Origin of the sequence: Tritonibacter horizontis (genome assembly GCF_001518015.1) — a bacterium.
Taxonomy (GTDB): Bacteria; Pseudomonadota; Alphaproteobacteria; order Rhodobacterales; family Rhodobacteraceae; genus Epibacterium; species Epibacterium horizontis.
Window position 1 is genome coordinate 16,148 of the sequence record NZ_LPUY01000063.1, and the last position, 26,995, is coordinate 43,142.

The window sequence follows — 26,995 nt, forward strand, 5'->3', positions numbered from 1 at the left end:
CAAGAGATGAAGAAATTTGCGATGGCGGCTCTGGGCGGGACGCTTGCGGGCATAGTGGCGACGACCTATGTCGCGGCGCCTTTACTGGCTCAGGAAAGCAACGAGACCTCCGTATACGAGCAGCTGGATCTGTTTGGTGACATCTTTGAACGCATCCGGGCGCAATACGTCGAAGATGTGGACGAGACAGAGCTGATCGAAGCAGCCATCGGCGGCATGCTGCAGTCGCTTGATCCGCACTCCAGCTATTTGTCCCCCGATGACGCCAGCAAGATGCGTGTCCAGACCCGTGGCGAATTCGGCGGGCTGGGGATCGAGGTCACCCAGGAAGACGGCTTTGTCAAAGTGGTCTCGCCGATGGACGACACCCCGGCCTATGACGCCGGTGTCGAGGCCGGCGATTTCATCACCCATGTTGATGGCGAGAGCCTGCTTGGCCTGTCGCTGGACGAGGCGGTCGAACTGATGCGCGGTCCTGTCGGCTCCGAGATCATCATCACCGTGGTGCGCGAGGGCGAGGACGAACCCTTCGAGATTTCTATCATTCGCGACACCATCACCATGACCGCCGTGCGAGCCCGTACCGAAGGCGACACCGTGGTGCTGCGGGTGACGACCTTCAATGAACAGACCACGCCGAACCTCGAAGAAAGCCTGAAAGAGCAGGCCGAGGAACTTGGTGGTATGGACAGTGTCAACGGCATCGTGCTGGATTTGCGCAACAACCCCGGTGGTTTGCTCAACCAGGCGATCAGCGTCGCCGACAGTTTCCTTGAAAGTGGCGAAATCGTCTCGACCCGGGGCCGCAACCCCGAGGATGGCGAGCGGTTCAACGCCTCGCCGGGGGATCTGGTCGGGGGCAAGCCGATTGTTGTGCTGATCAACGGTGGGTCTGCATCGGCCTCGGAAATTGTTGCCGGCGCGTTGCAGGATCATCGCCGGGCAATCGTCGTGGGGACAAAATCCTTCGGCAAAGGGTCGGTTCAGACGGTCATGCCACTGCGCGGCGATGGGGCGATGCGCCTGACCACGGCGCGGTATTACACGCCGTCGGGCCGCTCGATCCAGGCGCTGGGCGTCAGCCCGGACATCGTCGTCGAACAGCCCCGCCGCCGCCCGGAGACAGAGGAAGACGACGAGGCCAACAGCGTCTTTAATCCCCGCTCCGAGGCAGACCTGCGCGGCCGTCTCAATAACGACAGCCTGTCCGAAGACGAGGTGCGCCAGATCGAGGCGGATCGCGAAAAGGCGGAAAAAGCGGCCGAACTGCGCGAAGAGGACTACCAGCTGGCCTATGCCATCGACATCCTCAAGGGCCTGTCAGCGCTGGGTCCCAAGGATTAAGCCCCGCATCATGTGTTCTATCAAGGCCGTCCCGCACTTCGGGGCGGCCTTTGTCGTTGCTCCCCTGGCCGCGGCGTTTCGGGGGCCGCAAAAAGACGAATAGACGCCCGAATTTCGGCGGCATTGCCATTGGCCAGGGGGTAAAACGATCTCATGATGATGTTTGACCTGCCCGATTCCCAAACCCTCTATGCGGCGCTTCTGGCGCGCGATGCAGCCTATGACGGGCGCGCCTATGTTGGTGTGTCCTCGACCGGGATTTTTTGTCGTCTGACCTGTCCGGCGCGAAAACCCAAATACGAGAACTGCCAGTTCTTCGACACGCCCGGTGCCTGTATCGAAGCCGGGTTCCGGGCCTGCAAGCGGTGCCACCCACTCAGCGCGGCTGCGGGGAATGACCCGATGGTGCAATCGCTTTTGGCTGCCTTGGATCAGCGCCCGGCCTATCGTTGGGCCGAGGGCGACATCGTGGCGCTTGGCCATGATCCATCAACCGTGCGCCGCGCTTTCAAACGTCAGTTCGGGATCACCTTTCTGGAAATGGCCAGGCAGCGGCGCCTGCGCGAGGGGTTCACCGCGCTTGGCGCCGGCGAACCGGTGATCGCGGCGCAGATCGACGCGGGCTTTGACAGTCCCAGCGCCTTTCGCGCGGCCTTTGCCCGGCTTGTGGGGATCGCGCCGGGGGCCTTTCGCAAGGATGCACAGCTTTTGGTGGATTGGATCGACACGCCTCTGGGGGCGATGTTGGCCGTGGCCTGTCAGCACCGGCTGCATCTGTTGGAATTCGCCGACCGCAAGGCCTTGCCGCGCGAAGTGGCGAAACTGCAGAAACGCCAGCCCGGGGGTCTCGGCTTTGGACGCCCCGCCGTGACCGATCAGGCGGCAGAGGAACTGGCGCGGTATTTCTCCGGTCAAACGGCCCGGTTCGAGACCCCTCTGGCCTATCACGGCACCGCCTTTGAAACCGAGGTCTGGCGCGCGTTGCGCGACATTCCGGTCGGCCAGACCCGCAGCTACGGAGCATTGGCCCGGGATCTTGGTCGGGCGGGCGCAAGCCGCGCGGTGGCACGGGCGAATGGGGCCAACCAGATCGCCGTGATGATCCCCTGCCACCGGGTTCTGGGCGCGGATGGGTCGTTGACCGGCTACGGCGGCGGGCTCTGGCGCAAACAACGGCTGATCGAAATCGAACGCAGCCTTGCTGCTGCGGCGACCGAACCGGCGCAGCGCGCCAAGGCCTGAGGATGCGCTTCAGGCGGTTTCCAGGCAGTGGCGCCGAAAGGCCCGTTTCAGCATGTCCAGCTCGGCCCGCAACAGCGCTATTTCGGCGCGCAGATCATCGGCCAGCGGCTCGCCGGAGATCACAGTGAAATCGCCCAGTTTCGTACCCGTCGCTTCATCATAGATGACAAAGCACTGCACCCCGTCGCCCAGCGCCTCTGCCGGGACCGGGATCGACAGATGCCAGCTGCCTGCCGTCTCGGCCGCCCGCAGGGTCACCCCGTCGATCTTTCGGTCCAGCAGCCGCACCGTTACGCCGGGCTGCGAGCCCGGGGTGTCGGCGCTGTCGATCACGCCCTCCCAGACGCCGCCGTGAAACCGGATCTTGTTCAGGGTCAATGCGCTCATGATGTGTCTCCCAACGGGTTCCGGTCAGATATTGGCGCGCAGATACCGGGCAAAGGTGATATCGTGCAACACCACCTGGTTCATGTCCGGCGCTTCAAAGATCAGGTCGATCCAGGCGTTTTCGATGCGTTTCTCGTTCAGGCGTGAATAGGCCAGATCATACTCTACCGTGACGTTTTTCTCGCCCGGTGGCAGTTCCCGCACCCATTGTTCGGTATTGGGGCCGTGCTTGATGTTGAGGCGCGAGAAGATCTCGATCGGCTTTTCGGTTTCGACAATACAGTCCATCCGGATCAGATGTTCCCGGGTCAGCCCCGCCATCGACTCGCCCGGCAGGTCAATGACCAGCGACAGGAAAGAGCCGTCAAACTTGAAGACATCCATCCGCAGACCAAAGGGGGCCATGTCCTCCTCGCGGGTGTTGCGCAGCTGGCGCAGGGTCAGTTCCGAAATTCTGCAGTCGTGGAACATCTTCACTTCGCTGCCCAATTGCGTCTTGCTGGGCACCGAGGACACGCCAAGCACGGGCAGCGGGCCGCGCCAGACCTCGGGACGCCAGGACCAGTCGGTGCCGTGCGGGCGTGGAAAAAACGACGATCCGACAAGCGGCAGGGCCAGTCGGTTGTCTGCGACATGGAGTAGCTGGTCGAGATGTCCGCGCAGTTTGCGGGCCTCGTTGCGCTGTTGCCGCAAGCGCGACAGGGGCGTCGTCGCCGCGCTGCGGGCCAGCCTGCGCCACCGGCGCAGCGCCGCCCGGCCTAACAGTTGATCAAATCGTTTGCCCATTCTGCCCCCGCGGGTCGCGTTCTCGCGTGTTCCCCGTGCATGTGCTGCGCGGATTTTCCCGACATATTAACGGATTAGGCGTCGCGCCAAAAGACGTTTCTGCGGTCATGAACAGGCGATGCTCAGCCGCTGGTCGCATCCGCTGCTGCAGACGTCGCGGCGTCAGCCGCAGCCCCGACCCGCCCGGCCCGTCCAATCTGCCAGACCCGCGCGCGGGGGCGTGTTGTCTCGACGGGGGCCGCGTCTCCGGGGTCGGCTGGGGTTGTGGCCTCGGCCAATTGGGTGGCGTTGCGGGTTGCGCGCATGAACTCCTGGATCAATCGCGCGCCCTTCTCGCCCAGATAGCTGCTGCCCTCGGGCGCATAAAGCGCAACAGAGACCAAATGCCCACGGATCACAAACGCGCCGCGCCAGTGGGTGCCGCTGGCCCCCAGCGCCGAATGGTCGCTCAGGTAGAGTTTGACCAGCGGGATGTCCCGGTCGCCTCTGGTTTCCAGCACCCGTGCCGCCGTCCGCGACGCCGTAAAGGCAGAGCGCAGGGCCTCTGCCGTGGGGGTCGGTGTGTTTTCCGCGACCGTGCCCACCGTGGCCGTCAGCATCGCGCCCTCGCTGGTGCGAAAACCGCCAAAGGCGCTAAGCCGGTCACAGCGCGCCAGCATGGCAAAGCCGCCGGTCGTGGTGTGTTCTTCCATCTGCGCGTCAAAGCAGAACCCGCTGGGGGCCGCCAGCACCAGCGTGCCTTCGCCAAAGACCGCCGTCAGCGCCTTGCCCCGCCCGATGCCGGGGCGCGATTGGATTTCACCGGCAGGGGCAAAGGCCAGGCGGTTGCCCTCCATGCAGCCCGACACCAGCACGACAGGCAGCAGCACCAGCGCCAGCCGGGTCAGAAAACGGCGAACCGGCCCTCGGGCCCGTTGCGCCCCAAGCGCCCCAACTCTGGTGCGGTGCCGTGTTTGTCTCAACCCCGTTCGTGCCAAACTGTGCCCTCGTCCGATCCCGCCATGCGCCCCGCAGCGTAACCCGGTGGCTGTGTTTTCCTAGACAAAAGATTTAAACACAGCCTTGAAACGGAACAAGACCTAAGGCGGAGTCGCGCTTGAAGCCTTGAATTGGGCCGGTGAGGCGCTTACTTGACGCCCCTTCGCCAGAACGAGCCCGCCGAATCGGCTGCCTGGATATGGCGTGATCCCAGAGTTTCGTCCGTCGCGACCGCATCCGCCACTTCCAGCCCGCCCGATCCGATGGCGGACCCGACCCACAGAAAGGACAAGGCGTGGAGCCGAGTCTGTTTTCCTTTATCTGGCGCTACTCGAAACGGCAGCAACTTGGTCTGTTGCTGCTGACCATCGTCACGTTTCCGCTGCTCTATGCGACGCTGGAATTGCCCAAGCGGATCGTCAACGATGCCATTGGCGCGCCTTCGGATACGGTTGAGGTCTGGGGACATCGGCTGACGACCGAAAACTTCCTGCTGGTGCTGTGCTTTGGTTTTCTGGCGGCGGTGCTGGCCAGCGGCCTGATGAAGATGCGCCTCAATACGCTCAAAGGGGTCTTGTCGGAACGTCTGTTGCGGCGTCTGCGGTATCAGATGATTTCGCGCATGATGCGCTTTCCCACCAGCTATTTCCGCACCACCAGCCAGGGCGAGATGGTGTCGATGATCACCTCGGAATCCGAACCCATGGGCGGGTTGATGGGGGATGCGGTGGCGCAGCCGGCATTCCAGGCCGGCCAGATGCTGACCATCGTGGTGTTTCTTTTCGTGCAGAGCGTCTGGTTCGGTCTGGCCTCGGTGGCGCTGATCCCGCTGCAGGCCTGGTTGATCCCGATGCTGCAACGCCAGATCAACCTGTTGAACAAGGATCGCATCGCCGAAGTGCGCGCCCTGGCGTCGGAAATCGGCGAAACGGCGGCGGGCCTCAGCGATCTGCGCACCAATGGCGGCTGGCGCTATCGGCTGGCGCAGGTGTCAAACCGTCTGGGCCGCCTGTTCGAGATCCGCCGCCGCATCTTCATGAAAAAGTTCTTCATGAAGTTCCTCAACAATCTGATCGGTCATCTGACGCCGTTTTTCTTTTACTCTGTTGGCGGCATTCTGGCGATCCGGGGCGAGATCACGGTGGGGGCGCTGGTCGCCGCGCTGGCCGCCTACAAGGACCTTTCCGGCCCCTGGCGCGAGCTGCTGACCTATTACAACCAGGTGCAGGACATGTCCTTGCGCTGGCAGGTGATGGCCGAGAAATTCGCACCCCCCGGCATGATCGACGCCGCTTTGTTCGAAGGCGAACCGACAGAGGTGCCGCATCTGCGCGGCGTCATTGAACTGCGCGATGTCACGGTGAAGGATGCCGAGGGCAAGCCGATCCTTGACGGTCTGAACCTGACCATCCCGGCGGGAGCGCAGGTCGCAATCCAGAGTAGTTCCGCCGCCGAACGTCAGGCGCTGGCGCAGGTGCTCACCCGTGACGTCTTGCCGGCGCGGGGCGAGGTGGTGATCGCAGGCCGCCCGCTGCAGACCCTGCATCAGGCTGTGATTGCGACGCGGATCGGCTATGCCTTCAGCGCGCCCTATCTGTTTGACGGCTCGCTTGGGGACAACGTCCTGATGCCGTTGCGCAATCGCCCCCGCGCCAACGAACCCGAGGTGCAGCTGTTGCAACGGGCCGAGGCGGTACGGGCGGGCAACAGCGCCGATCCCCTGCATGCGGATTGGGTGAACCCGGATTTGGCCGGGCTTGGTTCGGAACAGGATCTGCGCGACTGGTGGTTCCAGCTGGTCGAGGCGATGGGCGTCGATGGTCAGCTGTTCCACCGCACGCTGCACGCCCGGCTGCAGGATCGCCATCGCGCGCTTGAATCGCAGATCACGGCGCTGCGCCCCCAGATCGAGGCCCGGCTGGCAGAGCAGGGCCTGCGCGATGTCGTCTATCGCTTCCTGCCCGATCTCTACAATCCAGCGCTGCCCCTGGCCGAGAACATGATGTTCGCCTTTGCGGTCGCGCCGGTGCCGACGGAGCTGTTCACCGATCCCGACGGCCCGTTCCAGCGGGTCCTGCGCGCAGAGCGTCTCGAGGAGGAAACCCGCGCCATCAGCCTGGCGCTTCTGGATACGTTGAAGCGGACCTTTGGACGGGGCGACACCAGCCATCCGCTGTTCCGCAGGCTCGGCCTCGACGAAACGCTTTATGCGCAAATCACTCAGGCGGCGGACCGCCATGCGGCCTGCGACAGCCTCAGCCGCGAGGATCGCGCGTTGCTGTGTACGCTGCCCTTCCTGTTGCCGGAGGAGCAGTTCGGACCGGGCCTGCCGCGCGCCTACAAGACGCAGATCCTGCGGCTCCGGGCGCGGCGCGGGGATCTGTTGCTGGCAGAGTGTGCCGGGGTCTATCGCCGCCTGCGATCCGACGAATACGCGCGCAAGCTGACGGTGCTGGAAAACGCTCTGTTTGGCCGGATCGCCACCCATGCCGGCGCCAAGGCACAGGCGGTAGAGGATGTGGTGGCCGATGTGATGGCCGACCACGATCTGAAGGCTCGGCTGGCGCTGATGATCTACGACCTGCCCACTGGTCTTGGTGGGGCGCTGCTGGCGCCGGTGTTTCGCGAACGCGCGGCCTTTACCCGCGCTGCGATCAAACGGCCCGATATCCTGATCCTTGAACAGGTGCTGGCCAGCCATGATGCCGAAAGCCGCCTGAAAACCCGCACACGCCTGCAGGAACTGCTACCCAAAACCACCATGATCCATATCGAATCCCATTTCGAGAACCCCAGCCGCTATGACCTGTTCCTGGAGCTGAAGGACGGCCGCCTCGACGGGGCCGAGGCCTACCCCCGTCGGGCGCAGACCCGACCCGACGACAGCAGCGGCGATTTCGACCAGAAGCTTGCCACCATCAGCGCGGTGGATCTGTTTGCCGGTCTGGACGCCCGCCAGCGCCGCCTGCTGGCCTTCTCCGCCTCCTGGGTGCGGGTGCCGACCGGGGCGGCGGTCTTTCGCGTGGGCGAGCCGGGCGACGCGGTCTATCTCTGTCTGTCCGGCCAGGCGGAGCTGCGCTTTCCGCAGGATGCCAGCCCGGTGAACCTTGTCGGCCCCGGTCGGCTGATTGGCGATCTTGCGGTGATTGTCGACGAGCCGCGCAGCCTGGATCTGATTGCGGTGGAGGACTGCGTGTTCCTGCGCATCGGCGCGGAAGAGTACCGCACGGTGATCGAAAGCGACATCTCGGTGGCGCTGCAACTGCTGAAAACCGTCTCGGGCCATCTGTCCGGCGCGGCTGTGGCGCTACAGGCCGCGCGGGCAAACCACCCCATGGTTACGCCCCCGACAGAAGACGGGCCCGCCGCCCAGGATGCGCCACCCGCGCCGCCGCCCGGCTAAGGTCCGATTGCAATTGATGGCAACTGGCCTTATCTGGGGGTCAAACCGCCACCCAGGCAGAGGCCAATAGATGAACTGGATCACCAACTACGTCCGCCCCAGGATCAACTCGATCTTTTCGCGCCGCGAAGTGCCCGAGAACCTGTGGAGAAAATGCGATGAATGCGGCACCATGCTGTTTCACCGCGAGTTGAGCGACAATCAGAACGTCTGCACCAGCTGTGGCCACCACATGCATATCACACCGCGCGACCGGTTCGAGGCGCTGTTCGATGGCGGTGTGTTTGGCGAGGTCAAGGTCCCGGAACCCGTTGTTGATCCGCTGAAATTCCGCGATCAGAAACGCTATCCCGAACGGATGCGCGCGGCGCAGAAAAAGACCGGCGAAAAAGAGGCGATGCTGGTCGCTGTTGGCGAAATCGGCCGCACGCCCATCGTAGCGGCGGCGCAGGATTTCTCCTTCATGGGCGGGTCCATGGGGATGTATGTCGGCAATGCGATCATTGCCGCCGCACAGGAAGCGGTCAAATTGCACCGCCCGCTTGTGCTCTTTGCGGCGGCCGGCGGGGCGCGCATGCAGGAGGGCATCCTGTCCCTGATGCAGATGCCGCGCACCACCGTGGCCGTGCAGATGCTGAAAGAAGCCGGCCTGCCCTATATTGTGGTGCTGACCCATCCGACCACCGGCGGGGTCACCGCCTCCTATGCGATGCTGGGCGATGTGCATATCTCCGAACCCAACGCGCTGATCTGCTTTGCCGGGCCACGGGTGATCGAACAGACCATTCGCGAAAAGCTGCCCGAGGGGTTCCAGCGCGCGGAATACCTGCTGGATCACGGCATGCTGGACCGGGTGATTCCCCGGACCGAGCTGCGCGAAGAGCTGATCACCATCATTCGGATGCTGTTGAACCTGCCGCCGCAGGTGCACGGCGACCTGCCCGCGCCCACACCTGAACCGGCGTTGATCGAAAAAGACGAAAACACCGCCAAGAGTGCCGCAAAACCGGAAGAAAAATCCGAATAACGGCGCAACATCCGATTGCAAGCAGGCCCGCCTTGCCGCCACCGGGACCAACCCACAGGCGCGAGGCGGGCTTTTTTGATCCTGCCTTTTGATCCTGAGGCCGACGCCATGACCAACACGACTTCCGATGCCATCCTGGCCCGCATGATGGCGCTGCATCCCAAGATTATTGATCTGACGCTGGATCGGGTCTGGCGCTTGCTGGCCGCCCTGGACAACCCGCAGGACAAGCTGCCGCCGGTGATCCATATCGCCGGGACCAATGGCAAAGGGTCCACCCAGGCGATGATCCGCGCCGGGCTGGAGGCCGCGGGTAAATCGGTGCACGCCTATACCTCGCCACATCTCGCGCGGTTTCACGAACGCATCCGGCTGGCCGGCACGCTCATCACCGAAGACCACCTGACGCAGGTGCTGGATGACTGCTATGCCGCCAACGATGGCGACACGATCACCTATTTTGAAATCACCACCGTTGCCGGTCTTTTGGCCTTTTCACGGCAGGCTGCGGATTTCACCCTGCTTGAGGTCGGCCTGGGCGGGCGGTTGGATGCCACCAATGTGGTGACGCCAGCGGTTTCGGTCATCACGCCGGTTTCCATCGACCACGAACAATACCTTGGCAACACGCTGGCCAAGATCGCCGCCGAAAAGGCCGGCATCATCAAACGCGGTGTGCCCGTGGTGGTCGGCCCGCAACCGGACGAGGCGATGGAGGTGATCGAGGCCACCGCGCAGCGTCTCGGCGCGCCGCTGATCGCCTATGGTCAGGACTGGCATGTCAGCACCGAACGGGGCCGGCTGGTCTATCAGGATGACCGGGGGCTGCTGGATCTGCCGCGCCCGGCATTGATCGGCGCCCATCAGGTGCAGAATGCCGGCGCCGCGCTGGCGGTGCTGCGCCATCTTGATGCCGGTGAAGCGGCCTGCGAAGCGGCGATGACCGATGCCGAATGGTCCGCGCGGATGCAACGGCTCAAATCCGGCCCCCTGGTCGAGGCCACGGCGGGGCGGGGCGAGTTGTGGCTGGATGGCGGTCACAATGCCGCTGCGGGGCTGGCGCTGGCGTCGGTTCTGGCAGAGCTGCCGGCGCGTCCGACCCATCTGATCTGCGGTATGCTCAACACCAAGGACGTGACCGGTTATCTGCGGCCGCTTGCGGGCGTGGCACGCAGTCTCACCGCTGTGTCGATCCCCGGCGAGGCGGCCACGCTCAGCGCCGAAGAAACGGAGGCCGCTGCCAAATCTGTCGGGCTTGAGGCCTATATGGCGGCAAGCGTCATCGAGGCACTGCGCGCGATCCTGGCCCGCGACCCCGACTGCCGGGTGCTGATCTGCGGCTCGCTCTATCTGGCTGGGGCGGTGTTGCGGGAAAACGGCTGATCGCCAGCCTGCGCCAGGGGTTTATCCCGCCAGAACAAGCGATTGCGCTGTCAGTTTCTGGGCCAGATCCAGCGGCGGTGGCGCATTGGTGACCACATGCGACAAATCCCACAGCCAGCCTCCGCGGGCCGAGGCGCGGCGGTGGAATTTGACCTGATCCAGCACCAGAACCGTTTGGCGGGCATGGGCGTGCATGGCGGCGCGCGCCCGCACCTCGCTGGCGCGAAAGTCCAGCAATGCCCCGTCGTCGTCCACGCCGGCGACACCAAACACCGCCACATCGACCCGGTAGCTGGCAAAGAAGTCCGCCGCCGCGCTGCCCGACACGCTGCGGTCCCGCACCGATCCGCCGCAGATCGACAGGGAAATGTCCTCGGCGTCCCAAAGGTGGCTGGCAGCGACGAGGTTATTGGTGATCACATCGCGCGGCCCGGCCTCCGCCAGTAGCCGCGCGACCTCTGCGGGCGTGCTGCCCAGTCCGATCGACACCGAAGCCCCCGGCGCAATCAGCCGCATGACCTCGCGGGCGAGGGCGGCCTTTTCACCGGTCTGCTCCACCGCGCGCGACGCATAGGGACGCGCGCCATCGACCGGGCGCACGCCACGATGAACCCGCGTCAACAACGCCCGATCCCGCAGATCGTTGACATCCCGGCGGATGGTCTGGGTGGTGACGGAAAACCGGTCGGCCAGATCGTCGATCGTGGCAAACCCGGTCTGCTCCACGAGACGGATGATATCGCGCTGGCGGTCGGACAGGTCTGTGGCGTTCATCAAGCGTCCCCTGTTCATACGAACATCCCCTTTGTAGGGGAACCGGTGGGGTAGGCAAGGACACTCTGGCGCCGCCGGTCAATGCCGCCGGTTTAGGCTCAGATGAGACGTCAGTTTGCTCATATGAGCCTCACGGCCGGGTCAGTCCTGCGCCCAGGTCTTGTCCTGCATCTCCCGCAGGCGCGAGGCGGTGCGTTCAAATTCAAAGACGCCATCGCCCTCCAGATAGAGGTATTCCGGTTCGGCCGCCGCAGAGCAGATCAGCCGCACCCGCGCCTCGTAGAGGGCATCGACCAGGGTGACAAACCGCTTGGCCTCGTTGAAGTTGCTGCGCCCGAGGCTGGGGATGTCTTCCAGCACCAGAACCTTGACCGCATCGGCGATGGCAAGATAGTCGCCGGGCCCCAGCATCGTGCCGCAAAGATCATAGAAACTGGCCCGGGCCACACCGCTGCGATAGGCCGGCAGGATCACCCTGCGACCCTTGACCGTCAGCACCAGCGGTTCCGCCGCGCCACCGGTCAGATCGCGCCAGATCGTTTCCATCTCGGCGCGGGTCGCAGCGTTCAGCGGGGTGAAATAGACCCGGCTCCCGGTCAGCCGGTTCTGACGATAATCATGCGGGCTGACCATTTCATGGACCTGCATCTTGTCCTTGATCAGGTCGATAAAGGGCAGGAACAGCTGCCGGTTCAGGCCATTTTTATAAAGATCGTCCGGCACCCGGTTTGACGTGGTGATCACCGTCACGCCGGCCGCGAACAGCGCCTCGAACAGGCGGCCGACGATCATGGCATCGGTGATATCGGTGATCTGCATCTCGTCAAAGGCCAGCAGCCGGACCGAGGCGATCACCTCTGCAGCAGCAGGGGCCAAGGCGTCCTCGATGCCCTGTTCGCGGGCCTGATGCATCTTGGCGTGGATCTCCTGCATGAAGGCATGAAAGTGCACGCGACGGCTGGGGATGTCGTCCAGACTCTCGACGAACAGATCCATCAACATCGACTTGCCGCGCCCGACGCCGCCCCACAGATACAACCCCTTGACCTCAGGCTGAACAGCCTTGCGAAACAGCCCGCGCTTCACCGGCTCGGCCCGCAGCCCTTCGGCAATCCGGTCGAATTCCGGCAGGACCGCCTCTTGCGCGGGGTCTGGCTGGATCTGCCCGGCATCGACCCGGGCCTGATAAAGAACGCTCATATGTGTCATGATCCATGCCTTAGCGGGATGATTTTGCAAAGGAAAGCCGCAGCAGGGATGGAACCGAACCGGACTGTTCAATTTTTCTAATGTATGGACACAAAACTCCTGAATTGACGTTAAGGCCGGAATGGCGAGACTGCTGCCAAACCGCATCCCCGGAGAAATCGCATGGACCGTCAGGCCTCTCTTTTCACCCCAGTTCTTTTGGTGGGCTGCCTGATCATCATGGTCAGCTTTGCCGTTCGCGCGTCCTTTGGCGTGTTTCAGATTCCGATTGCCGAGGATTTCGGCTGGCTGCGCAGTGAATTTTCGCTGGCGATTGCGATCCAGAACCTGGCCTGGGGGATCGGGCAGCCGATCTTTGGCGCGGTGGCGGAAAAGATCGGGGACCGCAAGGCGATCATCATCGGCGCGGTGATCTATGCCACTGGTCTGGTGCTCAGTGCCGGCGCGACGACGCCGTTTGAAATGCAGAGCTATGAATGGCTGGTTGGGTTCGGCGTCGCGGGCACCGGGTTTGGTGTGGTGCTGGCGGTCGTGGGGCGGGCCAGTTCGACCGAAAACCGCTCCATGTCGCTGGCGATCGTGACCGCCGCAGGCTCCGCCGGGCAGATCGTCGGCGCGCCGACTGCGGAATACCTGCTGGGGCTGATGCCCTGGCAATCTGTCTTTCTGGTCTTTGCCGGTGTGGTGCTGGCGCTGATCCTGTCACTGCCGCTGATGCGCGCGCCGGTTTCCGCCACCAAGGCGGAATTGGAAGAAAGCATGGGCACGATCCTGAAAAAAGCCTTTCGGGATCCGTCCTATACGCTGATCTTTCTCGGGTTTTTCAGCTGCGGCTATCAGCTGGCCTTTGTCACCGCGCATTTTCCTGCCTTTGTGACTGAGATGTGCGGCCCCATCATGCCGGGTGGCGTGTTGCACGGGCTCGGTATCACCACCACGTCCGCGCTCGGGGCGGTGTCGATTTCACTGATCGGTCTGGCCAATGTCGCAGGCACCCTGCTGGCGGGCTGGGCAGGAAAATATTACTCAAAGAAATACCTGCTGGCGGGGATCTATACGGCCCGGACCCTCGTTGCAGGCGCGTTCATCCTGCTGCCGATCACGCCGCTGACGGTGATCGTGTTCTCTGTTGCGATGGGGTCGCTGTGGCTGGCGACCGTGCCGCTGACCTCGGGCCTGGTGGCCCATATCTACGGGCTGCGCTACATGGGCACGCTCTATGGGATCGTGTTCCTCAGTCACCAGATCGGCGGCTTTCTCGGTGTTTGGCTGGGCGGGCGGATGTATGACATCTATGGCGATTACACCATGGTGTGGTGGATCGGCGTCGGCGTCGGAGCCTTCAGCGCCATTGTCCATCTGCCGATCCGCGAACGTCCCCTGGGCACGGCGGCCCCCGCCTGATCCGGCCTTGGCGCGGCTCACGGCTGCCTCGTGCGTGCCCCCGCCCGGCCCCCGTGGGCTTACGATCGGCGGCGTGCGCCTCAATAGATACCGTGGCGCTGGTTTTCATAGATCAGCTGCGCGATCTCTTTTGGGTGGGTGTAGACCACACCATGGCCGGCCCCGGCGATCACATCCTGTTTGGCGGACCGGTTCAGTTCTGCCATCCGCCCGATCACATGGGCCGGGATGATCCGGTCTTCGCCGCCCCACAGCGCCAGCACCGGCAAGCCCTGCTGGTTAAAGCTGCGATGCGCGGCATCCAGATCCTCGCGCAGGAGACCCCGCATCGCGGCGAGGTTGGAGGGGAAAAACCCGCGTCGCCGTGTTTGCGCCCGCTGCGCGCGGGTCACGGCGTCCGGGGTCAGCCCATCGGTCAGTTCCGTGTTGAGATAGCGCCGCGCCACCATCGGATAGGTCCATTGCAGGTACAGGTCCCGCAGGCCGGGCCGCTTTTCCATAAAGGCGGCGACCGGGGTGCGGGGGGCATGCAACCCCACCGTGGCGATAAGGATCAGCTGACGCACCCGTGCGAGGTTCTGCGCCGCAAAGGAGGTGGCGATACAGCCGCCAGCCGAATAGCCGATCAGCAGGAAATCCTCGACCACGCCTTCATGCGCCAGAAGATCCTGCAACTGTTGATGGAAAAACGCGCTGCCCTGCGGCCCTGGAACATAGTCGGAATAGCCACGGCCAAACAAGTCATAGACCAGCACCCGGTATCCCATGCCGGCCAGCTCCTGGGCCAGCGGCGCAAACCCTTCGGACGGGGTGGTGATCCCGTGCACGCAGACGGCAACAGGCCCGCGCTCCGGGCCGATCCAGCGGTAATGGGTCACCCCCTGGGACAGCTCGGCAAACTGGCCGGGCGCAAAGCGGCGCATCGATTCCGTGACCGGCCGGCGCAGGCTTTCCTTGACCGATGGCAGTGACAACAGGCCGACCAGAAGGAAGGCGACAATCAGCAGCCAGGTCATTGCGCCCCGGTCCACAGGTCAAGGATATGGCGGCTGGTCATCAGATCCAGATGCGCGCCGCCGCCGTTCTTGAACAGGGTGGTGACCGAGGGGTCAAACGTTGGAAACTGGTCAAGCGTATAGAAGTCCGCCAGCACATCCGCCCGCTGCAGCGCGCCGGTGGCGAGCGGGATCTTGAACTCTCCGATATGGTCGAGCGTGGTGGCAAAGCTGTCGCAATAGATCTGGCAGCGCGCCAATGCGGCGTCGTCGGCCTCTCGCATGTCGGGCCGATAGGCCCCGATCATATTGAGGTGCTGACCGGGCCGCAGCCAGGCGCCCTGAATGACCGGATCCGTCGACATGGTGCAGGTCAGCACGATATCGGCGCGGCGGGTGGCGGCTTCCAGATCCGGGGCGACACGGGTGCCGGGATATTGCGCCGCCAGCGCCTCGGCCTTGGACGCGGTCCGGTTCCACAGCCGGATCTGCGCCTTTGGATAGGCGGCAGAGAAGGCCTCGATCAATGTGCCCGCCACCGTGCCGGCGCCGACGATCAGGATGTCCCGGCTGTCGGGATTGGCCAGACGCCGCGCTCCCAGCAGCGTGTCGCCGGCGGTCTTCCATTTGGTCACCAAATGGAAATCGACCAGCGCCTCCAGCACCCCGGTGCGGTCTGAAAACAGGCTGACACCGCCGTTTACGCCGGGCAGGCCCCGCGCCGCGTTGCCGGGAAAGATCATCGCTGTTTTCACCGCGATGCCCAGCCCGTCGATCCAGGCCGAACGGGACAGCAACGTGTCCTCGCCGCGATAGAGAAAGGTATCATCCACTTCGGCACGGGGCAGGTCATGTCCTGCGGCCAGCGCATCGGTCAGGGGGATCCAGTCAAGCAGGGCTTCGCCTTCGTCGAAACCGATCTGTACCAGGGTCATCGGGCTTCCTCTTCTGTCAGCAAACCCTCCGCGACAAGGCGCGCGGCCCAGGTTTCTGGCTGATCGAACAAATGGGTTTGCCAGCCCCGGATGGCGGCAGCGGTGATGTTTTCGGGTCGGTCATCGGTGAACAGCAGCTCTTCGGGGCGGCGGCCGGTGCCGGCCTCCAGCTCTGCATAGATCTCCGCATCCGGTTTGATCGCCCGCAGATGGGCCGAGACAAAGGCCTGGTCGAATTCGCGCAGGAACGGATAGACGGTCTGGGCGATCACAAACGTCTCGGCGCCAAAATTGCTCAGCGCGTAGACCGGGATCCCCTTGGTGCGCAACGCCCGCAACAAACGGACCGAATGGGGGATCTCCGGGCTGGCCATCTTGATCCAGCTGTCGTGCCAATGGCGGATTTCCCCGGCCCAGTCCGGGTGTTTGTCTGCCAGCGCATAGATGCTGTCGCGAAACGGGTCGCCGCGATCGACGTTGAGGTTGGTGCCATGCAGGTCGACCTCCTCGAACAGGGCCTTGCGGCGGGTCTCGCCGATCAGGCTGTCATAGAAGCGCTCCGGCTCCCATTCGATAAGAACGCGACCGATATCAAAGACGACGGCGGTGATGGGCATGGGGCAGGGCCTTTCTAGCCGGAGGATCTGGGGCGGGGGCGCGTTGGCGGCCCCGGTGTGCGGGTCTCACGCCAGACTGAAACAAGCCCGGCGCCGATAATCAAGGCTGAGCCGAGCCAGACCGAGCGGTCCGGCCATTCGGCAAAGACCAGCACGCCCCAGAACACGGCCAGTGGCATGGCAATATATTCAAACGGCGCGACCAGCCCGGCCTCGCATTGGCGGTAGGCCTGACCGACCAGGTAGCCGCCGACCGCGCCCGAGACGCCGGCAATGGCAAACAGCCCCCATTCGATCCCTACCGGCCAGGCCCAGGCCCGCAGCACCAGGTCCGCAATCGGCGTGCCGGTGACCCACTTGCCATGGCCGAAAGCAAGGCCAGCCATGGCGCTGATCACTAGAAAGCCCAAGGTCGGGTAGAACGACAGGGTCGATGCCTTGTCCGATCCCCCCGCGCGCCGGGTCAACACATGCAGGGTGGCATAGCCACAGGCACCGAAAAAGGGCAACAGCGCATAGGGTTGAAAGGTATCAGCCCCCGGCTGCACGATCACCAGAATGCCGGCGAACCCGACAAAAACCGCGCCCCAGCGCCAGACCCCGACCTTCTCCCCGAGGAACAGGACAGAGAGTGTCGTGACGATCAGCGGCGTGGCAAAGCCAATGGCGACCGCCTCGGCCAGAGGCAGCACCGCGAGGCCACTGAAAAAGCAGATATTGGCAAAGGTCACGGCGGTGACCCGCATCAGGTGCAGTTTGACGTTCCGGGTCCGCAGGATGTGATAGCCGCCCTCCAGCGGGATGATGATCGCCAGCAACAGAGCCAGCGCCACCACCGAGCGAAAGAAAACCACCTGATAAAGCGGATAGGCGGCGGACAGGAATTTGAACGTCACATCAATGACAGAAAACGCCGCTGCCGCGCCGCAGGCGGCAAGGATGCCCAAGACATTGGAATGGATCGGGTTTGCGCGCATCAATATGGCCTCCATCGCGGTTGTCGCGCATGGTGACGGGAAGGGCAACGAGAATGAGACAGAGGTACAATTCCACGGGATGTACCAAGTGACGCCTCGCGCCAGTCCGCAGGGACAGGCGACTTTTGCGGTGGTGCCTGCGGCCACCGGCGCGGATTGAATGCGGGGAGCCAGATCGGCCGAAATCCATTGGGTGGGGCTCCCGCCCGTTTGCCCTGCGCCAGAGGCACAGACCCTCCGGTTGGGCATGGCGCCGCGCGCCCTTCGGGCCCGCGCCCCCGCCCCGCAGGGTGTTGCCGGAGCGGCGCGCGCCCTGGTTGCAAAATCCTCAGCCGCTGCGCGTAGCCTGTGGAGGATCGCGATCATTCGCCGGGTCTGACACGCCCGGCACACCAGGACCCGGCTCCCTGACCATCGGGGGCAGTGCAGAGATAACGTTGAGCACGCGGGAGGATACTCCCGGCCACCTCCGCCCCTGTGGCGGCGCCGCCATCCTTATCCCAAGGACCGACCCGACCCACCGGCCGCAACGCCAGAGATCGACAAACAGACCGGATCCGTTGCTGCCGAGACACCCACATCAGGCTTGCGCATGCCGCAGGCCCCATCGTTCTGTTCCTGTCCCCGCCCCGCGCCGTCTGGGCGGCGCGCGTTCATGCGCGTGACGGATCAGGCGGCAGACGTGGCCGCAGGTCGCGGCAGCCTCAGCTCTTGGCCGCGCGGATCTCGCGTTCCAGCGAGTCGAGAAACCGCGAGCGATCGGTCTTGGTGAAGCCTTTGCCGCCGCCGGCCATGCCGAGGGGGTTGGCCGCCCGCAGGTCGGCCATCAGGTCGCGCATCGCCAGTTGCTGGCCGATATTGGCCTCGGTGAAGCGGTCGCCATTGTGGCGCAACACCCGCGCCCCCGCCGCGATGCATTTCGCCGCCAGAGGGATGTCGCCGGTGACGACGATATCGCCCGGGCCGCAACGTTCGGCGATCCACATATCGGCCACATCGGCGCCGGCATCGACGATGACGTTTTCCACCAAAGGGTTCTGCGAGGGACGCAAGCCGCCGTTGGACACCACGAACATCCGCAGCCCATGCCGACTGGCCACCCGCTCTGCCTCGGCCTTGACCGGGCAGGCGTCCGCATCAATGTAGAGCGCGCTCACGTGTCGGCCTTGCCCTGTGGTTTCTTTGCCGGGGTCTTCTTCGCCTTGGCGGGTTTCTTGTCCTTGTATTCCTCCGGGATCGGCATCCGGTTGAAGGCATCAAGGCCGGCGATCTTATAGGCCTCGGCAAGGGTGGGATAGTTGAACGTGTTCTGCACGAAGTAATCCACTGTGCCCTTGAGGTTCAGCACCGCCTGGGCGATATGGATCAGCTCCGTCGCGCCCTCGCCCACGATCTGCACACCGAGCACCCGGCGGGTTTTCAGCGAAAACAGCATCTTGAGCATGCCATGCTCCAGCCCCATGATATGCCCGCGCGAGGTTTCGCGGAACCGGGCAATGCCGGTCTCATAGGGCACGCCGCGCTCTTTCAGCTCTTCTTCGGACATGCCGCAGGTGGACATTTCCGGCACTGAATAGATGCCATAGGGGAACCAGGGGCTCTCGGGGACGGTGGGGACATCCATCGCATGACAGGCCGCGACGCGGCCCTGCTGCAACGAGGTGGAGGCCAGCGAGGGGTGGCCGATCACATCGCCGGTGGCATAGATATGCGGCACCGATGTCTGATAGGTCTTGCGCTCCACCTCCAGGCGGCCGCGATGGTCGGTTTCCAGCCCGACGGCCTTGAGGTTCAGCTTCTCGGTGTTGCCCATGCGCCCGGCGGCGAACAGCAGCATGTCGCCGCGCACGTGGCGGCCGTTTTCCAGCGTCACCTCGATATGGTCGCCCTCATCCGCGATGGTCTCGATCGCGGAGCCCAGCCGCAGGTCGACGCCATTCTCGCGGATCTGATGGGTGAATTCCTGGATCAGGGTCCGGTCGATGAAATCAAGGAAAGTCTCGCGCGGTTCGATCAAGGTCACCCGCACGTCCAGCGCCGAGAACATGGTGGCATATTCCACCCCGATCACCCCGGCGCCCACCACGATCAGCGAGCGCGGGATTTCCGCCATTTCCAGGAATTCGTCGCCATCGACGATGGTGGTGCCGTTAAAGGGCACATACTCGGGCCGATAGGTGCGGGTGCCGGTGGCAATCAGAAACTTCTCGCCGGTGACGCGGGTGGTATCGCCCGCCTCGATGTCCACCTCGACCTCGTTCGGGCCGATGAAATGGGCCAGCCCCATCAGGGTCTCGACGTGGTTGCGGTTGAACTGGTGTTCCAGCACGTCGACCTCATGGCCCAAGGTAATATCCAGCCGCGCCTTCAGGTCATCGGCCTTGATCTGGTCCTTCACCCGATAGGCGCGGCCATAGAAACTGCGCTCGCGCCAGCCGGTGAGGTTCAGCACCGTTTCACGCAGGGTTTTTGACGGCACCGTGCCGGTGTGAACCGAGACCCCGCCCAGCCGGTCCTTGCGGTCGATCACCAGCACGCGGCGTTTCAGCTTGGCCGCCTGAATGGCGGCGGTGCGACCCGATGGGCCGGAGCCGATGACGATCAGATCATAGTCGTATTTGGGCGTGGTCTCGGTCATGGTTTTACTCCCGATAGAGGGCTTCCGCATGGAAGGCGACGTGCTCTTCCATGAAGGTGGAGACGAAGAAATAGCTGTGATCATAGCCCTTTTGCAGCCGCAGCGTCGCCTCCTGACGGCGGTCAGAGACGGCGGCGGCCAGCGCCTCGGGCTTCAGCAGCTCATAGAACTGATCGGCGGTGCCGGTGTCGGTCAGCACCGGGCCGTCAAAACCGACCTCCCGCATCAGCAGGGTTGCATCATGGGCGGTCCAGGCGGCCGTATCGTCGCCCAGATAGGCACCCAGCTGTTTGCGCCCCCAGTCGCTGGCGGTGGGGTTGCAGATCGGGGCAAAGGCGGACACAGAGCGGAACCGGCCCGGCAGGCGCATCGCCAGCGTCAGCGCGCCGTGACCGCCCATGGAATGACCGGTGATCGCCTGGCGGGACATATCGAGGTTGAAGGTCTCCGCCAGCAGCGCCGGCAGCTCCTCGGCGATATAATCCCACATCTGGAAATGCTTGGCCCAGGGATCCTGCGTGGCATTCACGTAAAAGCCGGCGCCCTGACCCAGATCATAGGCGTCGTCATTGGCAACACCGTCGCCGCGCGGGCTGGTGTCGGGAAAGACGATGGCGATGCCCTGCTCGGCGCACCAGGCCTGCGCGCCGGCCTTGGTCATCGCGTTCTCATGGGTGCAGGTCAGACCGGACAGATACCACAGCAGGGGCACCGGACCGTCCTTGGCCTCTTCCGGCAGGAACAGACCAAAGGTCATCTCGCAATGGGTGGTGGAGCTGGCGTGGCGATATACGCCCTGAGTGCCGCCAAAGGCCCGGTTTTCGGATTGGGTTTCCATCGAAGACCTCCTGAAGATCGGTGTTGGCCCATCGCTAACCGGGCGGGGCCGATTAATCCAGTGTTGGTGCGGTGGCTTCTTCCCTTTTTGCGCCAGAAGGTTGCAAATGCTTGAAGATTGCGTTTCCGAAGGCGCACAGCCGGGTCTGATTGTGGGCGCAAGGCCCGCCCATGCGCGCCTTTGCTGTCAGAGCAGCGTATTGGCCCAGGCGATCACCAGCGGCACCGTCACGATGGAAATCACCGTGGAAATCAGGATCGCCGCCGAGGCCCGTTGCGGTGCCACGCCATAGTGCTGCGCCAGCATATAGACATTGCCGGCCACCGGCAGCGAAGCGGCGGAAATCGCAACCGCGGCGGAAAACGGCGTCACCGGCATCAGCCACAGCACCCCGATGGCCACCCCGGCCGGATGCAGCACCAGCTTGGCAAAGGACAGCCAGGCGGCGACCTCGACCCGTTCGGCGGATTTCGAGGCCAGCGAGGCGCCGATGGCGAACAGCGCACCGGGGGTGGCCGCGCCGCCCAGAATGGCCAGAAAGTCATTCATCGGCGTCGGGATCGGGATCTGTCCGGCCGACCAGGCCAGACCGGCGACAATCGACAGGATCATCGGATTCTTCAGCAGGCCAAGCCCCACCAGCCGCAGCGTCGCCAGGCTCATCCCGGCGCCGCGATGGGCGTTGATCAGCATCACGATCAGCGAGGAAAACACCACCAGATCAACCGCCAGAACCATCATCATCGGCCCCACGGCGGCCTCGCCAAACAGGATCACCATCATCGGAATGCCGAGAAAGCCGACATTGCCGATGGCGGCGCATTGTGCCTCGACCGCCGCCGTCGACAGGTCCTGTTTGCGCAGCATCGCGACCAATGTGGCAACCAGATAGACCACCAAGGTCCCGGCGAGATAGCCGACGATCAGATCGAGGTCGAAGATCTCGCTGAACGACAGGTTCGCGGCAAAGCGGAAAATCATCGCTGACAGCGGAAAGAAAAAGACGAATTTGGTCAGATAGGCGGTGGCTTCGTCGGTAAAAAACCGCGTGCGCCCGGCCCAGTAGCCAAGGCCGATGATTGCAAAGAAAGGAAGGGTGCGGAAAAAAATCTCGGCCATCGCGGCGATTGGTACCGCGATCCGCGCCAAAGCAAAAGCCCTATTCGCGCTCCTCCGGGGCCAGGGCGCACAGTTGCTTTCCTGCTCTGCGCAACTGCGCTATGGCTGAAGGATTGCAAGCGTCCTGGCCGCCCGCGCGGTCATGGGACGGGCGTTTGCAAGTGACAGGAGGTCGGACGCGGCATCTTTAACGGGCAAGGGACGGCCCGGTCGCGTCGCAACAAGGATGGACAGGCAATGAACCAGAGTGCAGCCATTGTGCGCACGGGGCGAAAATTCGATCAGGTGCTGGAAGGCGCGCGCAAGGTGTTTATGGCGGATGGCTTCGAAGGGGCCAGCGTCGATGACATCGCGCGGGTGGCCGAGGTCTCCAAGGCCACGCTCTACAGCTATTTCCCGGACAAGCGGTTGTTGTTCATGGAGGTCGCGCGCAGCGAATGCGCCCGCCATGCCTGCCGTCACCCGGATTTCCCCGAGGATGCCAGCCCAAGGGTGGTGCTGACCCAGGTGGCGCGGCATATGCTGTCGGTGATCCTGTCGGATTTCGGGCGCAAGATCTTTCGCATCTGCGTGGCGGAAACGGACCGGTTTCCCGACCTTGGCCAACAGTTCTTTGCCAGCGGGCCGCAGGTGGAGCGCGACAAGCTCAAGGCCTATTTCGCGGCAGCGGTGGCGCGGGGGGAACTGCGGATCGAGGATCTCGACATGGCGGCGGAACAATGGATGGCGCTGTGCCGGGCCGATCTGTTCCCGCATATGATCTTCCACATCCGCGACAGCGTCAGCGACGCGGATGTGGAGCGTGTGGTCACGGCAACGGTGGAGATGTTCCTGGCCCGCTACGGGGTCTGAACAGGGGGCGAGCTGCGCCGGAGGCCGGTCTTTACGCCGGTCCGAGCCTAATGCGTGGTGAATTCGTTCACATGTTCGCGAAAGCTTTGATGGCAGCTGTGACAGGCCCGGATCAGGTTCGGCAGGCTGCCGCGCAGATCCTCCAGCGACCAGGTCTTTACCGCCTTGGTCGCGGCCTCTGCCCGTTTGGCGCGCGCCTTGAAATCGTCCCAGTAGATCCAGACCTCTGGTTTTGCATGGGAATTCGGATCGTCGCGCTGCTTTCGAAACCGCCGGTCAATATCCTTGGTGGTGGCCAGCAACTGCTTTCGCAGGTTGCGGGCGGCGCGGCTGTCATAGGGAACCCGGCCAGAGCTGAGGGCGATCAGCCCTTCCAGCGCGTATTTCTGGCTGTTCATCAAGGCGATGCGGGCGCGGACATGCTTGTCCTCGATCGGGGCCGCGCCAGAGGTGGCCTGCGCCCCGACCAGCATCGCCACCACAAGCCCGATGGGCATCCATGCGGTCAGGCGACGGCGCAGCGGTCGGCCAGAACGGCCAGAACGGTCAGGACAAGGGCTATGGTTGGGCAAGGGTCGGTCCTCTGTCGGGCAGCACGCGGGAGCAATTGGGCGGAGTCTTTCGCACCAAGGTTATTTCTGCGTTAAATCCGGGACATTTTGCCGATGCGCCGGTGATCTGGCCGGGCCTGCCCGCCCGGTGACAGTGGCAACACTGCGGTGCGGAGCGAAGTGTTGATGCTGGGCAAAGAGGCCGGCAGGGCCTAGGCTCCTCGCATGGCAACACCGCGTTTTGACATCATCGGACAGGCCCTGAGCGACGCAAGCCGCACGCGGATGCTGTGCGAGTTGATGGAGGGACGGTCCTTCACCAACAAGGAACTGGCCGGGGCGGCGGGGATCACCGCCCAGACCGCTACCGCGCATCTGCGCCTGTTGCAGGACGCCGGTCTGGTGGTTGCCGAAAAACGCGGACGCTGCGTCTTTCACCGTCTGGCCGGACCCGAGGTGGCGCAGGTGCTGGAACAGCTGGCCGGCATCGCCCCCACCGACAGCCTGTACCGGGCGCAACGGCACAAGGCCAAGGACCTGGCGCAGGTGCGCAGTTGCTATGACCATCTCGCCGGTCCGCTGGCGGTTGCGATGACAGAGGCGCTTTTGGCGCGCGGGCATCTGCGTCAGGACAATGGCGGTTTTGTCGCGGTTGCAGGGCCGGTCTGGGCGCGGCTCGGAGTGGCGCTGCCAACGGCCACCAGTCGCAAACCCTTTGTCCGTCCCTGTCTTGATTGGACCGAACGGCGGTTGCATCTGGCCGGGCCGTTGGGGACGCAGATCCTGACACAGGCGCTGGCGGCGGATTGGCTGCGCCGCCCGTCGCGGGGCCGGGGGCTGGTTGTCACCCAGCCCGGTCTGCGCGCGTTTCACGACATTCTTGGGCTGGGCGCCCGGCTGGAGCGGATAAACGTCACGCCACCGCGCGAAGACGCTTGATTTTGCGGCCGAATGGTCCGAGCTTGAACTCATGAGTTATCAATCCACAGGGTCCTTCCCGACATCGTCCCTGCCCGAGCAGGTCGCCTTTCACCGGCGTGAACTGTCTGTCATTCTGTCGCTGTATGGCCGTATGGTCGCAGCGGGTGAATGGCGCGACTACGGGATTTCGACGCTGCGCGATCTGGCGGTGTTCTCGGTCTTTCGCCGCACGGCGGAAAACCCGCTGTACCGGATCGAAAAACGCCCCAAGCTGCGCAACCGGCAGGGCCAATACGCGGTGGTCGCGATGGATGGCCAGATCCTCAAACGCGGCAACGACCTGGCCGTGGTGCTGCGGGTGCTGGAACGTAAACTGATCCGCGCGGTCGAGTGACCGGCCTCACGCCAGCCGTTACCCCAGCCGTTTGTGCGCGGTGACCGGCCCGTCGCCTTGTGTTTCGATGCGGATGATCGCGGCGGCAAGCGGTTCCAGCGCCACCGACATGCTGTGCACATTTGCGTGCAGCAGGGTCAGCGGGTCGCGGACCCAGGCCACATGCCCCTTCCAGAACAGCAGATCGCCGCGCTCATAGGCGGTGCCGGCGGGCAGGCGATGGCCGAGATCAGCCTCTTGCGGGCCGCTGTCGCCGGGACAGTCGATCCCGCAGGCGTGGCAGGCCAGCTGCACCAGACCGGAGCAATCAATGCCGAACCGGCTGTTGCCGCCCCACAGATAGGGCGTGCCGATCAGCGCCTCGGCGACGCCGACCGGATCGCTGGCCAATTCGGTTCGTGGCGACAAATGCACCAGGGGCACAAACCCTTGATCGGTCTCGGCAAACCGGCCGTCGCGGGCGCGCAGCGCCACCTGGCTGCCGAGGCTGAGCGACAGGAGTTCCGGCGCTTTGAAATCGGGCGCGCGGTAGGCATGGCTGGCGGGGGCATGCACCCAATGGGTCATGTCCAGCGGCGGCGACAGGGCATCTGCCGCCACCCAGCCGGTGTAGCCATCCCGCGTGGACCGCAGGTGGCACCATCCCGTGCGGCGTTCCAGCACCTCGACGGAGGCGCCCATCAGCAGCTGGCGATCGCGGGCGCCGTCGGGGGCGCGACACAGATCGACAACGGGACGATGGATGCGGGCCAGGGTCACTTTGCCGCTCCGCTGGTGGCGAGCAGTTCCGGCAGGGCGGCGAACAGCGCCCGTGTGCCTTGGCCCAGACCGCCCTTGCTGCGGCCGGGTTGGGCGCTCTGGCTCCAGCCGAAAATGTCGAAATGCATATACCGCGCCGCCCCGGCAAAGCGGCGCAGGAACAGGGCGGCGGTGATCGCCCCGGCAAACCCGCCGGCGGGCGCGTTGTCCAGATCGGCGATGCCGGGTTCGATCATCGCCTCGTAGGGGTCGTGGAAGGGCAGGCGCCAGACCGGATCACCGGCGCGCAGGGCGCTATCGGCCAGGGTCAGCGCATCCGCCTCGTGATCGGTAAAGAAGGGGGCCAGATCCGCCCCCACCGCCACCCGCGCCGCGCCGGTCAGCGTCGCCATGGAGATCAGCAGGTCGGGGGTTTCCTCTGCCGCCAGGGTCAGCGCGTCGGCCAGCACCAGCCGCCCCTCGGCATCGGTGTTGTTGATCTCGACCGTCAGCCCCTTGCGCGAGGGCAGGATGTCACCGGGGCGGAAGGCCGGGCCGGAGACGGCGTTTTCCACCGCCGGGATCAGCACCCGCAATTGCAGGTTCTGCCCAGTTGCCATCAGCATATGCGCCAGACCAAGCACATTGGCAGAGCCGCCCATGTCCTTTTTCATCAAGGCCATGCTGGCGCCGGGTTTGAGGTTCAGCCCGCCGGTGTCGAAACACACGCCCTTGCCCACCAGGGTCAGCCGGGGGCCTTCGTGGCCCCACCGCATATCAATGAGGCGCGGCGCGCGGTCCGAAGCGCGCCCCACGGTGTGGATCAGCGGAAAGTTCTGCGCCAGCAGATCGTCGCCAAGGATGGTGGAGACCTCGGCGCCATGTTGGGCGGCGAGGGCTTCGACCGCAGCCTGCAAATCGGCCGGGCCCATGTCCTCGGCCGGGGTGTTGATCAGGGTGCGGGTCAGGCATTCGCCGGCCGCCATCGCCTCCACTCGGGCAACGTCGATCCCCTCGGGGGCGACCAGCTGCGCTTTTGCGCCCTTGGCCGTGGCGTAACGGTCAAAGGCATATTGCGCCATCAGCCAGCCAAAACACTCGACCTCGGTGGACAGATCCGCCGGCAGGTCAGCGGCGAGGGCAAAGCTGGCCTCGGGCAGTTTCGCCGCCCCCGCCGCCAGCAGGAACCGGTTGCGCCTGCGCGCAGCGGCGGACCCGGCACCAAGCAGCGCCCCGGCCAGGCCGCCGTCCGCGCCGGGCAACACCAGAACCTGCCCCCAGGCGCCGGTAAACCCCATGCCGGTTGCCCAGGTCGCAACCGCAGGCGACAGGGCCGCAAGCTGGTCCCGGAGGGTCGCCTCTTCGACAATGTGAAGGGGGAGGGTTGCGTCGGTGGACACGGCAAAATGGGGCTGCATGGACAGGTCCTCTGTGAAGGGCGCGTGGTCGATTGACCGTTTGCCGTCAGAGTATCTGTCGCAGC

The 26,995-nt window shown here is 64.4% G+C and carries 27 protein-coding genes; 11 read left to right on the plus strand and 16 right to left on the minus strand.

The annotated features are described in order from the left end of the window. The first annotated feature begins 6 nt into the window (after positions 1–6). Complete coding sequence (locus tag TRIHO_RS10545; protein ID WP_068242967.1) at positions 7–1,344, plus strand: S41 family peptidase; 1,338 nt, start codon at positions 7–9, stop codon at positions 1,342–1,344. Between the two features lie 156 nt (positions 1,345–1,500). Continuing rightward, a complete protein-coding gene (locus TRIHO_RS10550) occupies positions 1,501–2,586 on the plus strand; it encodes a bifunctional transcriptional activator/DNA repair enzyme AdaA (protein WP_068243075.1) in 1,086 nt (361 codons plus the stop codon). Positions 2,587–2,595: 9 nt separating this feature from the next. Here TRIHO_RS10550 and TRIHO_RS10555 read toward each other — a convergent pair whose 3' ends face one another. The 3 genes from TRIHO_RS10555 to TRIHO_RS10565 all read right to left on the minus strand — a co-directional run bounded on the left by TRIHO_RS10555 (position 2,596) and on the right by TRIHO_RS10565 (position 4,721). Then, positions 2,596–2,973 carry a hypothetical protein gene (locus TRIHO_RS10555; RefSeq protein ID WP_068242969.1) on the minus strand — a complete coding sequence of 126 codons (378 nt, stop codon included), beginning with the start codon at positions 2,971–2,973 and terminating at the stop codon, positions 2,596–2,598. Between the two features lie 24 nt (positions 2,974–2,997). Next, entirely contained in the window at positions 2,998–3,759 is a 762-nt protein-coding gene (locus TRIHO_RS10560) for a DUF6478 family protein (RefSeq protein ID WP_068242972.1), read from the minus strand. 122 nt (positions 3,760–3,881) lie between these two features. Continuing rightward, positions 3,882–4,721 (minus strand): hypothetical protein, encoded by an 840-nt coding sequence (locus tag TRIHO_RS10565; protein WP_068242974.1) that lies wholly within the window; start codon positions 4,719–4,721, stop codon positions 3,882–3,884. A gap of 311 nt (positions 4,722–5,032) precedes the next feature. Here TRIHO_RS10565 and TRIHO_RS10570 point away from each other — a divergent pair, with 311 nt between their 5' ends. The 3 genes from TRIHO_RS10570 (at position 5,033) to TRIHO_RS10580 (ending at position 10,550) form a co-directional block, all read left to right on the plus strand. Beyond that, on the plus strand, positions 5,033–8,140 hold the full coding sequence (locus TRIHO_RS10570; RefSeq protein ID WP_068242978.1) for an ABC transporter transmembrane domain-containing protein: 3,108 nt from the start codon (positions 5,033–5,035) through the stop codon (positions 8,138–8,140). A 70-nt stretch (positions 8,141–8,210) separates the two neighbouring features. Then, positions 8,211–9,167 (plus strand): acetyl-CoA carboxylase, carboxyltransferase subunit beta, encoded by a 957-nt coding sequence (gene accD / locus TRIHO_RS10575; RefSeq protein WP_068242980.1) that lies wholly within the window; start codon positions 8,211–8,213, stop codon positions 9,165–9,167. 108 nt (positions 9,168–9,275) lie between these two features. After that, positions 9,276–10,550, plus strand: coding sequence for a bifunctional folylpolyglutamate synthase/dihydrofolate synthase (locus TRIHO_RS10580; protein ID WP_068243077.1), 1,275 nt, complete (start codon positions 9,276–9,278; stop codon positions 10,548–10,550). 21 nt (positions 10,551–10,571) lie between these two features. Here the strand turns inward: TRIHO_RS10580 and TRIHO_RS10585 are convergent, their stop codons facing one another. Both TRIHO_RS10585 and zapE read right to left on the minus strand, forming a co-directional pair. After that, positions 10,572–11,324, minus strand: a complete 753-nt coding sequence (locus tag TRIHO_RS10585; RefSeq protein ID WP_068242993.1) for a DeoR/GlpR family DNA-binding transcription regulator — start codon at positions 11,322–11,324, stop codon at positions 10,572–10,574. Positions 11,325–11,465: 141 nt separating this feature from the next. Then, positions 11,466–12,533, minus strand: coding sequence for a cell division protein ZapE (gene zapE / locus TRIHO_RS10590; protein ID WP_068242994.1), 1,068 nt, complete (start codon positions 12,531–12,533; stop codon positions 11,466–11,468). 162 nt (positions 12,534–12,695) lie between these two features. Between zapE and TRIHO_RS10595 the strand changes: the two genes are divergently transcribed. Next, the gene (locus TRIHO_RS10595) at positions 12,696–13,937 is read left to right on the plus strand and encodes an MFS transporter (protein ID WP_068242997.1); all 1,242 of its coding nucleotides are present in this window, start codon (positions 12,696–12,698) and stop codon (positions 13,935–13,937) included. Positions 13,938–14,017: 80 nt separating this feature from the next. Here TRIHO_RS10595 and TRIHO_RS10600 read toward each other — a convergent pair whose 3' ends face one another. From TRIHO_RS10600 to TRIHO_RS10615, 4 genes are read right to left on the minus strand one after another with little or no spacing between them, the layout of a single operon-like run. Next, positions 14,018–14,953: an alpha/beta fold hydrolase gene (locus TRIHO_RS10600; protein ID WP_068242998.1), complete on the minus strand. Its 936-nt coding sequence runs from the start codon at positions 14,951–14,953 to the stop codon at positions 14,018–14,020. Beyond that, positions 14,950–15,867: an ornithine cyclodeaminase family protein gene (locus TRIHO_RS10605; protein ID WP_068243000.1), complete on the minus strand. Its 918-nt coding sequence runs from the start codon at positions 15,865–15,867 to the stop codon at positions 14,950–14,952. Before TRIHO_RS10605 ends, TRIHO_RS10600 begins: the two co-directional genes overlap by 4 nt. Then, positions 15,864–16,484 carry an HAD family hydrolase gene (locus tag TRIHO_RS10610; protein WP_068243002.1) on the minus strand — a complete coding sequence of 207 codons (621 nt, stop codon included), beginning with the start codon at positions 16,482–16,484 and terminating at the stop codon, positions 15,864–15,866. The genes TRIHO_RS10605 and TRIHO_RS10610 overlap by 4 nt, the downstream gene beginning before the upstream one ends. A gap of 14 nt (positions 16,485–16,498) precedes the next feature. Then, on the minus strand, positions 16,499–17,461 hold the full coding sequence (locus TRIHO_RS10615) for a DMT family transporter (RefSeq protein ID WP_068243080.1): 963 nt from the start codon (positions 17,459–17,461) through the stop codon (positions 16,499–16,501). On the opposite strand from TRIHO_RS10615, the gene TRIHO_RS23710 reads away from it, so the two are divergent. Beyond that, entirely contained in the window at positions 17,424–17,621 is a 198-nt protein-coding gene (locus TRIHO_RS23710; protein ID WP_131811194.1) for a hypothetical protein, read from the plus strand. The genes TRIHO_RS10615 and TRIHO_RS23710 overlap by 38 nt on opposite strands. Positions 17,622–18,165: 544 nt before the next feature. Here TRIHO_RS23710 and TRIHO_RS10620 read toward each other — a convergent pair. From TRIHO_RS10620 to TRIHO_RS10635, 4 genes are all read right to left on the minus strand, one after another. Beyond that, positions 18,166–18,618: a YaiI/YqxD family protein gene (locus tag TRIHO_RS10620; protein WP_068243005.1), complete on the minus strand. Its 453-nt coding sequence runs from the start codon at positions 18,616–18,618 to the stop codon at positions 18,166–18,168. Continuing rightward, entirely contained in the window at positions 18,615–20,099 is a 1,485-nt protein-coding gene (gene sthA, locus TRIHO_RS10625) for a Si-specific NAD(P)(+) transhydrogenase (RefSeq protein WP_068243007.1), read from the minus strand. The genes TRIHO_RS10620 and sthA overlap by 4 nt, the downstream gene beginning before the upstream one ends. A gap of 4 nt (positions 20,100–20,103) precedes the next feature. Next, complete coding sequence (gene fghA, locus TRIHO_RS10630) at positions 20,104–20,937, minus strand: S-formylglutathione hydrolase (RefSeq protein ID WP_068243010.1); 834 nt, start codon at positions 20,935–20,937, stop codon at positions 20,104–20,106. 186 nt (positions 20,938–21,123) lie between these two features. Further along, positions 21,124–22,056: an AEC family transporter gene (locus TRIHO_RS10635; protein ID WP_068243083.1), complete on the minus strand. Its 933-nt coding sequence runs from the start codon at positions 22,054–22,056 to the stop codon at positions 21,124–21,126. Positions 22,057–22,293: 237 nt separating this feature from the next. Here TRIHO_RS10635 and TRIHO_RS10640 point away from each other — a divergent pair, with 237 nt between their 5' ends. After that, a complete protein-coding gene (locus TRIHO_RS10640) occupies positions 22,294–22,908 on the plus strand; it encodes a TetR/AcrR family transcriptional regulator (protein ID WP_068243012.1) in 615 nt (204 codons plus the stop codon). Between the two features lie 47 nt (positions 22,909–22,955). Here TRIHO_RS10640 and TRIHO_RS10645 read toward each other — a convergent pair whose 3' ends face one another. Then, entirely contained in the window at positions 22,956–23,405 is a 450-nt protein-coding gene (locus TRIHO_RS10645) for a c-type cytochrome (protein ID WP_068243015.1), read from the minus strand. 2 nt (positions 23,406–23,407) lie between these two features. Between TRIHO_RS10645 and TRIHO_RS10650 the strand changes: the two genes are divergently transcribed. From TRIHO_RS10650 to TRIHO_RS10660, 3 genes are all read left to right on the plus strand, one after another. Beyond that, positions 23,408–23,611, plus strand: coding sequence for a hypothetical protein (locus TRIHO_RS10650; RefSeq protein WP_068243017.1), 204 nt, complete (start codon positions 23,408–23,410; stop codon positions 23,609–23,611). Positions 23,612–23,684: 73 nt separating this feature from the next. Continuing rightward, positions 23,685–24,398: an ArsR/SmtB family transcription factor gene (locus TRIHO_RS10655; RefSeq protein ID WP_068243020.1), complete on the plus strand. Its 714-nt coding sequence runs from the start codon at positions 23,685–23,687 to the stop codon at positions 24,396–24,398. Positions 24,399–24,429: 31 nt separating this feature from the next. Further along, positions 24,430–24,774 (plus strand): DUF2794 domain-containing protein, encoded by a 345-nt coding sequence (locus TRIHO_RS10660; protein ID WP_068243023.1) that lies wholly within the window; start codon positions 24,430–24,432, stop codon positions 24,772–24,774. Between the two features lie 18 nt (positions 24,775–24,792). Here the strand turns inward: TRIHO_RS10660 and TRIHO_RS10665 are convergent, their stop codons facing one another. Together TRIHO_RS10665 and TRIHO_RS10670 are read right to left on the minus strand one after the other, a co-directional pair. Continuing rightward, positions 24,793–25,533, minus strand: coding sequence for a C40 family peptidase (locus TRIHO_RS10665; protein WP_068243026.1), 741 nt, complete (start codon positions 25,531–25,533; stop codon positions 24,793–24,795). After that, on the minus strand, positions 25,530–26,930 hold the full coding sequence (locus TRIHO_RS10670; RefSeq protein WP_068243086.1) for a leucyl aminopeptidase family protein: 1,401 nt from the start codon (positions 26,928–26,930) through the stop codon (positions 25,530–25,532). Before TRIHO_RS10670 ends, TRIHO_RS10665 begins: the two co-directional genes overlap by 4 nt. Positions 26,931–26,995: the final 65 nt, after the last annotated feature.

Coding starts and splice junctions, on each gene's coding strand:
- TRIHO_RS10600 (WP_068242998.1), bottom strand. CDS start 14,953: ATGACCTGGCTGCTGATTGTCGCCTTCCTTCTGGTCGGCCTGTTGTCA.
- TRIHO_RS10595 (WP_068242997.1), top strand. CDS start 12,696: ATGGACCGTCAGGCCTCTCTTTTCACCCCAGTTCTTTTGGTGGGCTGC.
- zapE (WP_068242994.1), bottom strand. CDS start 12,533: ATGACACATATGAGCGTTCTTTATCAGGCCCGGGTCGATGCCGGGCAG.
- TRIHO_RS10550 (WP_068243075.1), top strand. CDS start 1,501: ATGATGTTTGACCTGCCCGATTCCCAAACCCTCTATGCGGCGCTTCTG.
- TRIHO_RS10560 (WP_068242972.1), bottom strand. CDS start 3,759: ATGGGCAAACGATTTGATCAACTGTTAGGCCGGGCGGCGCTGCGCCGG.
- TRIHO_RS10555 (WP_068242969.1), bottom strand. CDS start 2,973: ATGAGCGCATTGACCCTGAACAAGATCCGGTTTCACGGCGGCGTCTGG.
- TRIHO_RS10545 (WP_068242967.1), top strand. CDS start 7: ATGAAGAAATTTGCGATGGCGGCTCTGGGCGGGACGCTTGCGGGCATA.
- TRIHO_RS10605 (WP_068243000.1), bottom strand. CDS start 15,867: ATGACCCTGGTACAGATCGGTTTCGACGAAGGCGAAGCCCTGCTTGAC.
- TRIHO_RS10640 (WP_068243012.1), top strand. CDS start 22,294: ATGAACCAGAGTGCAGCCATTGTGCGCACGGGGCGAAAATTCGATCAG.
- TRIHO_RS10655 (WP_068243020.1), top strand. CDS start 23,685: ATGGCAACACCGCGTTTTGACATCATCGGACAGGCCCTGAGCGACGCA.
- TRIHO_RS10610 (WP_068243002.1), bottom strand. CDS start 16,484: ATGCCCATCACCGCCGTCGTCTTTGATATCGGTCGCGTTCTTATCGAA.
- accD (WP_068242980.1), top strand. CDS start 8,211: ATGAACTGGATCACCAACTACGTCCGCCCCAGGATCAACTCGATCTTT.
- TRIHO_RS10645 (WP_068243015.1), bottom strand. CDS start 23,405: ATGCCCATCGGGCTTGTGGTGGCGATGCTGGTCGGGGCGCAGGCCACC.
- TRIHO_RS10650 (WP_068243017.1), top strand. CDS start 23,408: ATGCGGTCAGGCGACGGCGCAGCGGTCGGCCAGAACGGCCAGAACGGT.
- TRIHO_RS10635 (WP_068243083.1), bottom strand. CDS start 22,056: ATGGCCGAGATTTTTTTCCGCACCCTTCCTTTCTTTGCAATCATCGGC.
- fghA (WP_068243010.1), bottom strand. CDS start 20,937: ATGGAAACCCAATCCGAAAACCGGGCCTTTGGCGGCACTCAGGGCGTA.
- TRIHO_RS10585 (WP_068242993.1), bottom strand. CDS start 11,324: ATGAACGCCACAGACCTGTCCGACCGCCAGCGCGATATCATCCGTCTC.
- sthA (WP_068243007.1), bottom strand. CDS start 20,099: ATGACCGAGACCACGCCCAAATACGACTATGATCTGATCGTCATCGGC.
- TRIHO_RS10580 (WP_068243077.1), top strand. CDS start 9,276: ATGACCAACACGACTTCCGATGCCATCCTGGCCCGCATGATGGCGCTG.
- TRIHO_RS23710 (WP_131811194.1), top strand. CDS start 17,424: ATGCCCAAGACATTGGAATGGATCGGGTTTGCGCGCATCAATATGGCC.
- TRIHO_RS10615 (WP_068243080.1), bottom strand. CDS start 17,461: ATGCGCGCAAACCCGATCCATTCCAATGTCTTGGGCATCCTTGCCGCC.
- TRIHO_RS10670 (WP_068243086.1), bottom strand. CDS start 26,930: ATGCAGCCCCATTTTGCCGTGTCCACCGACGCAACCCTCCCCCTTCAC.
- TRIHO_RS10660 (WP_068243023.1), top strand. CDS start 24,430: ATGAGTTATCAATCCACAGGGTCCTTCCCGACATCGTCCCTGCCCGAG.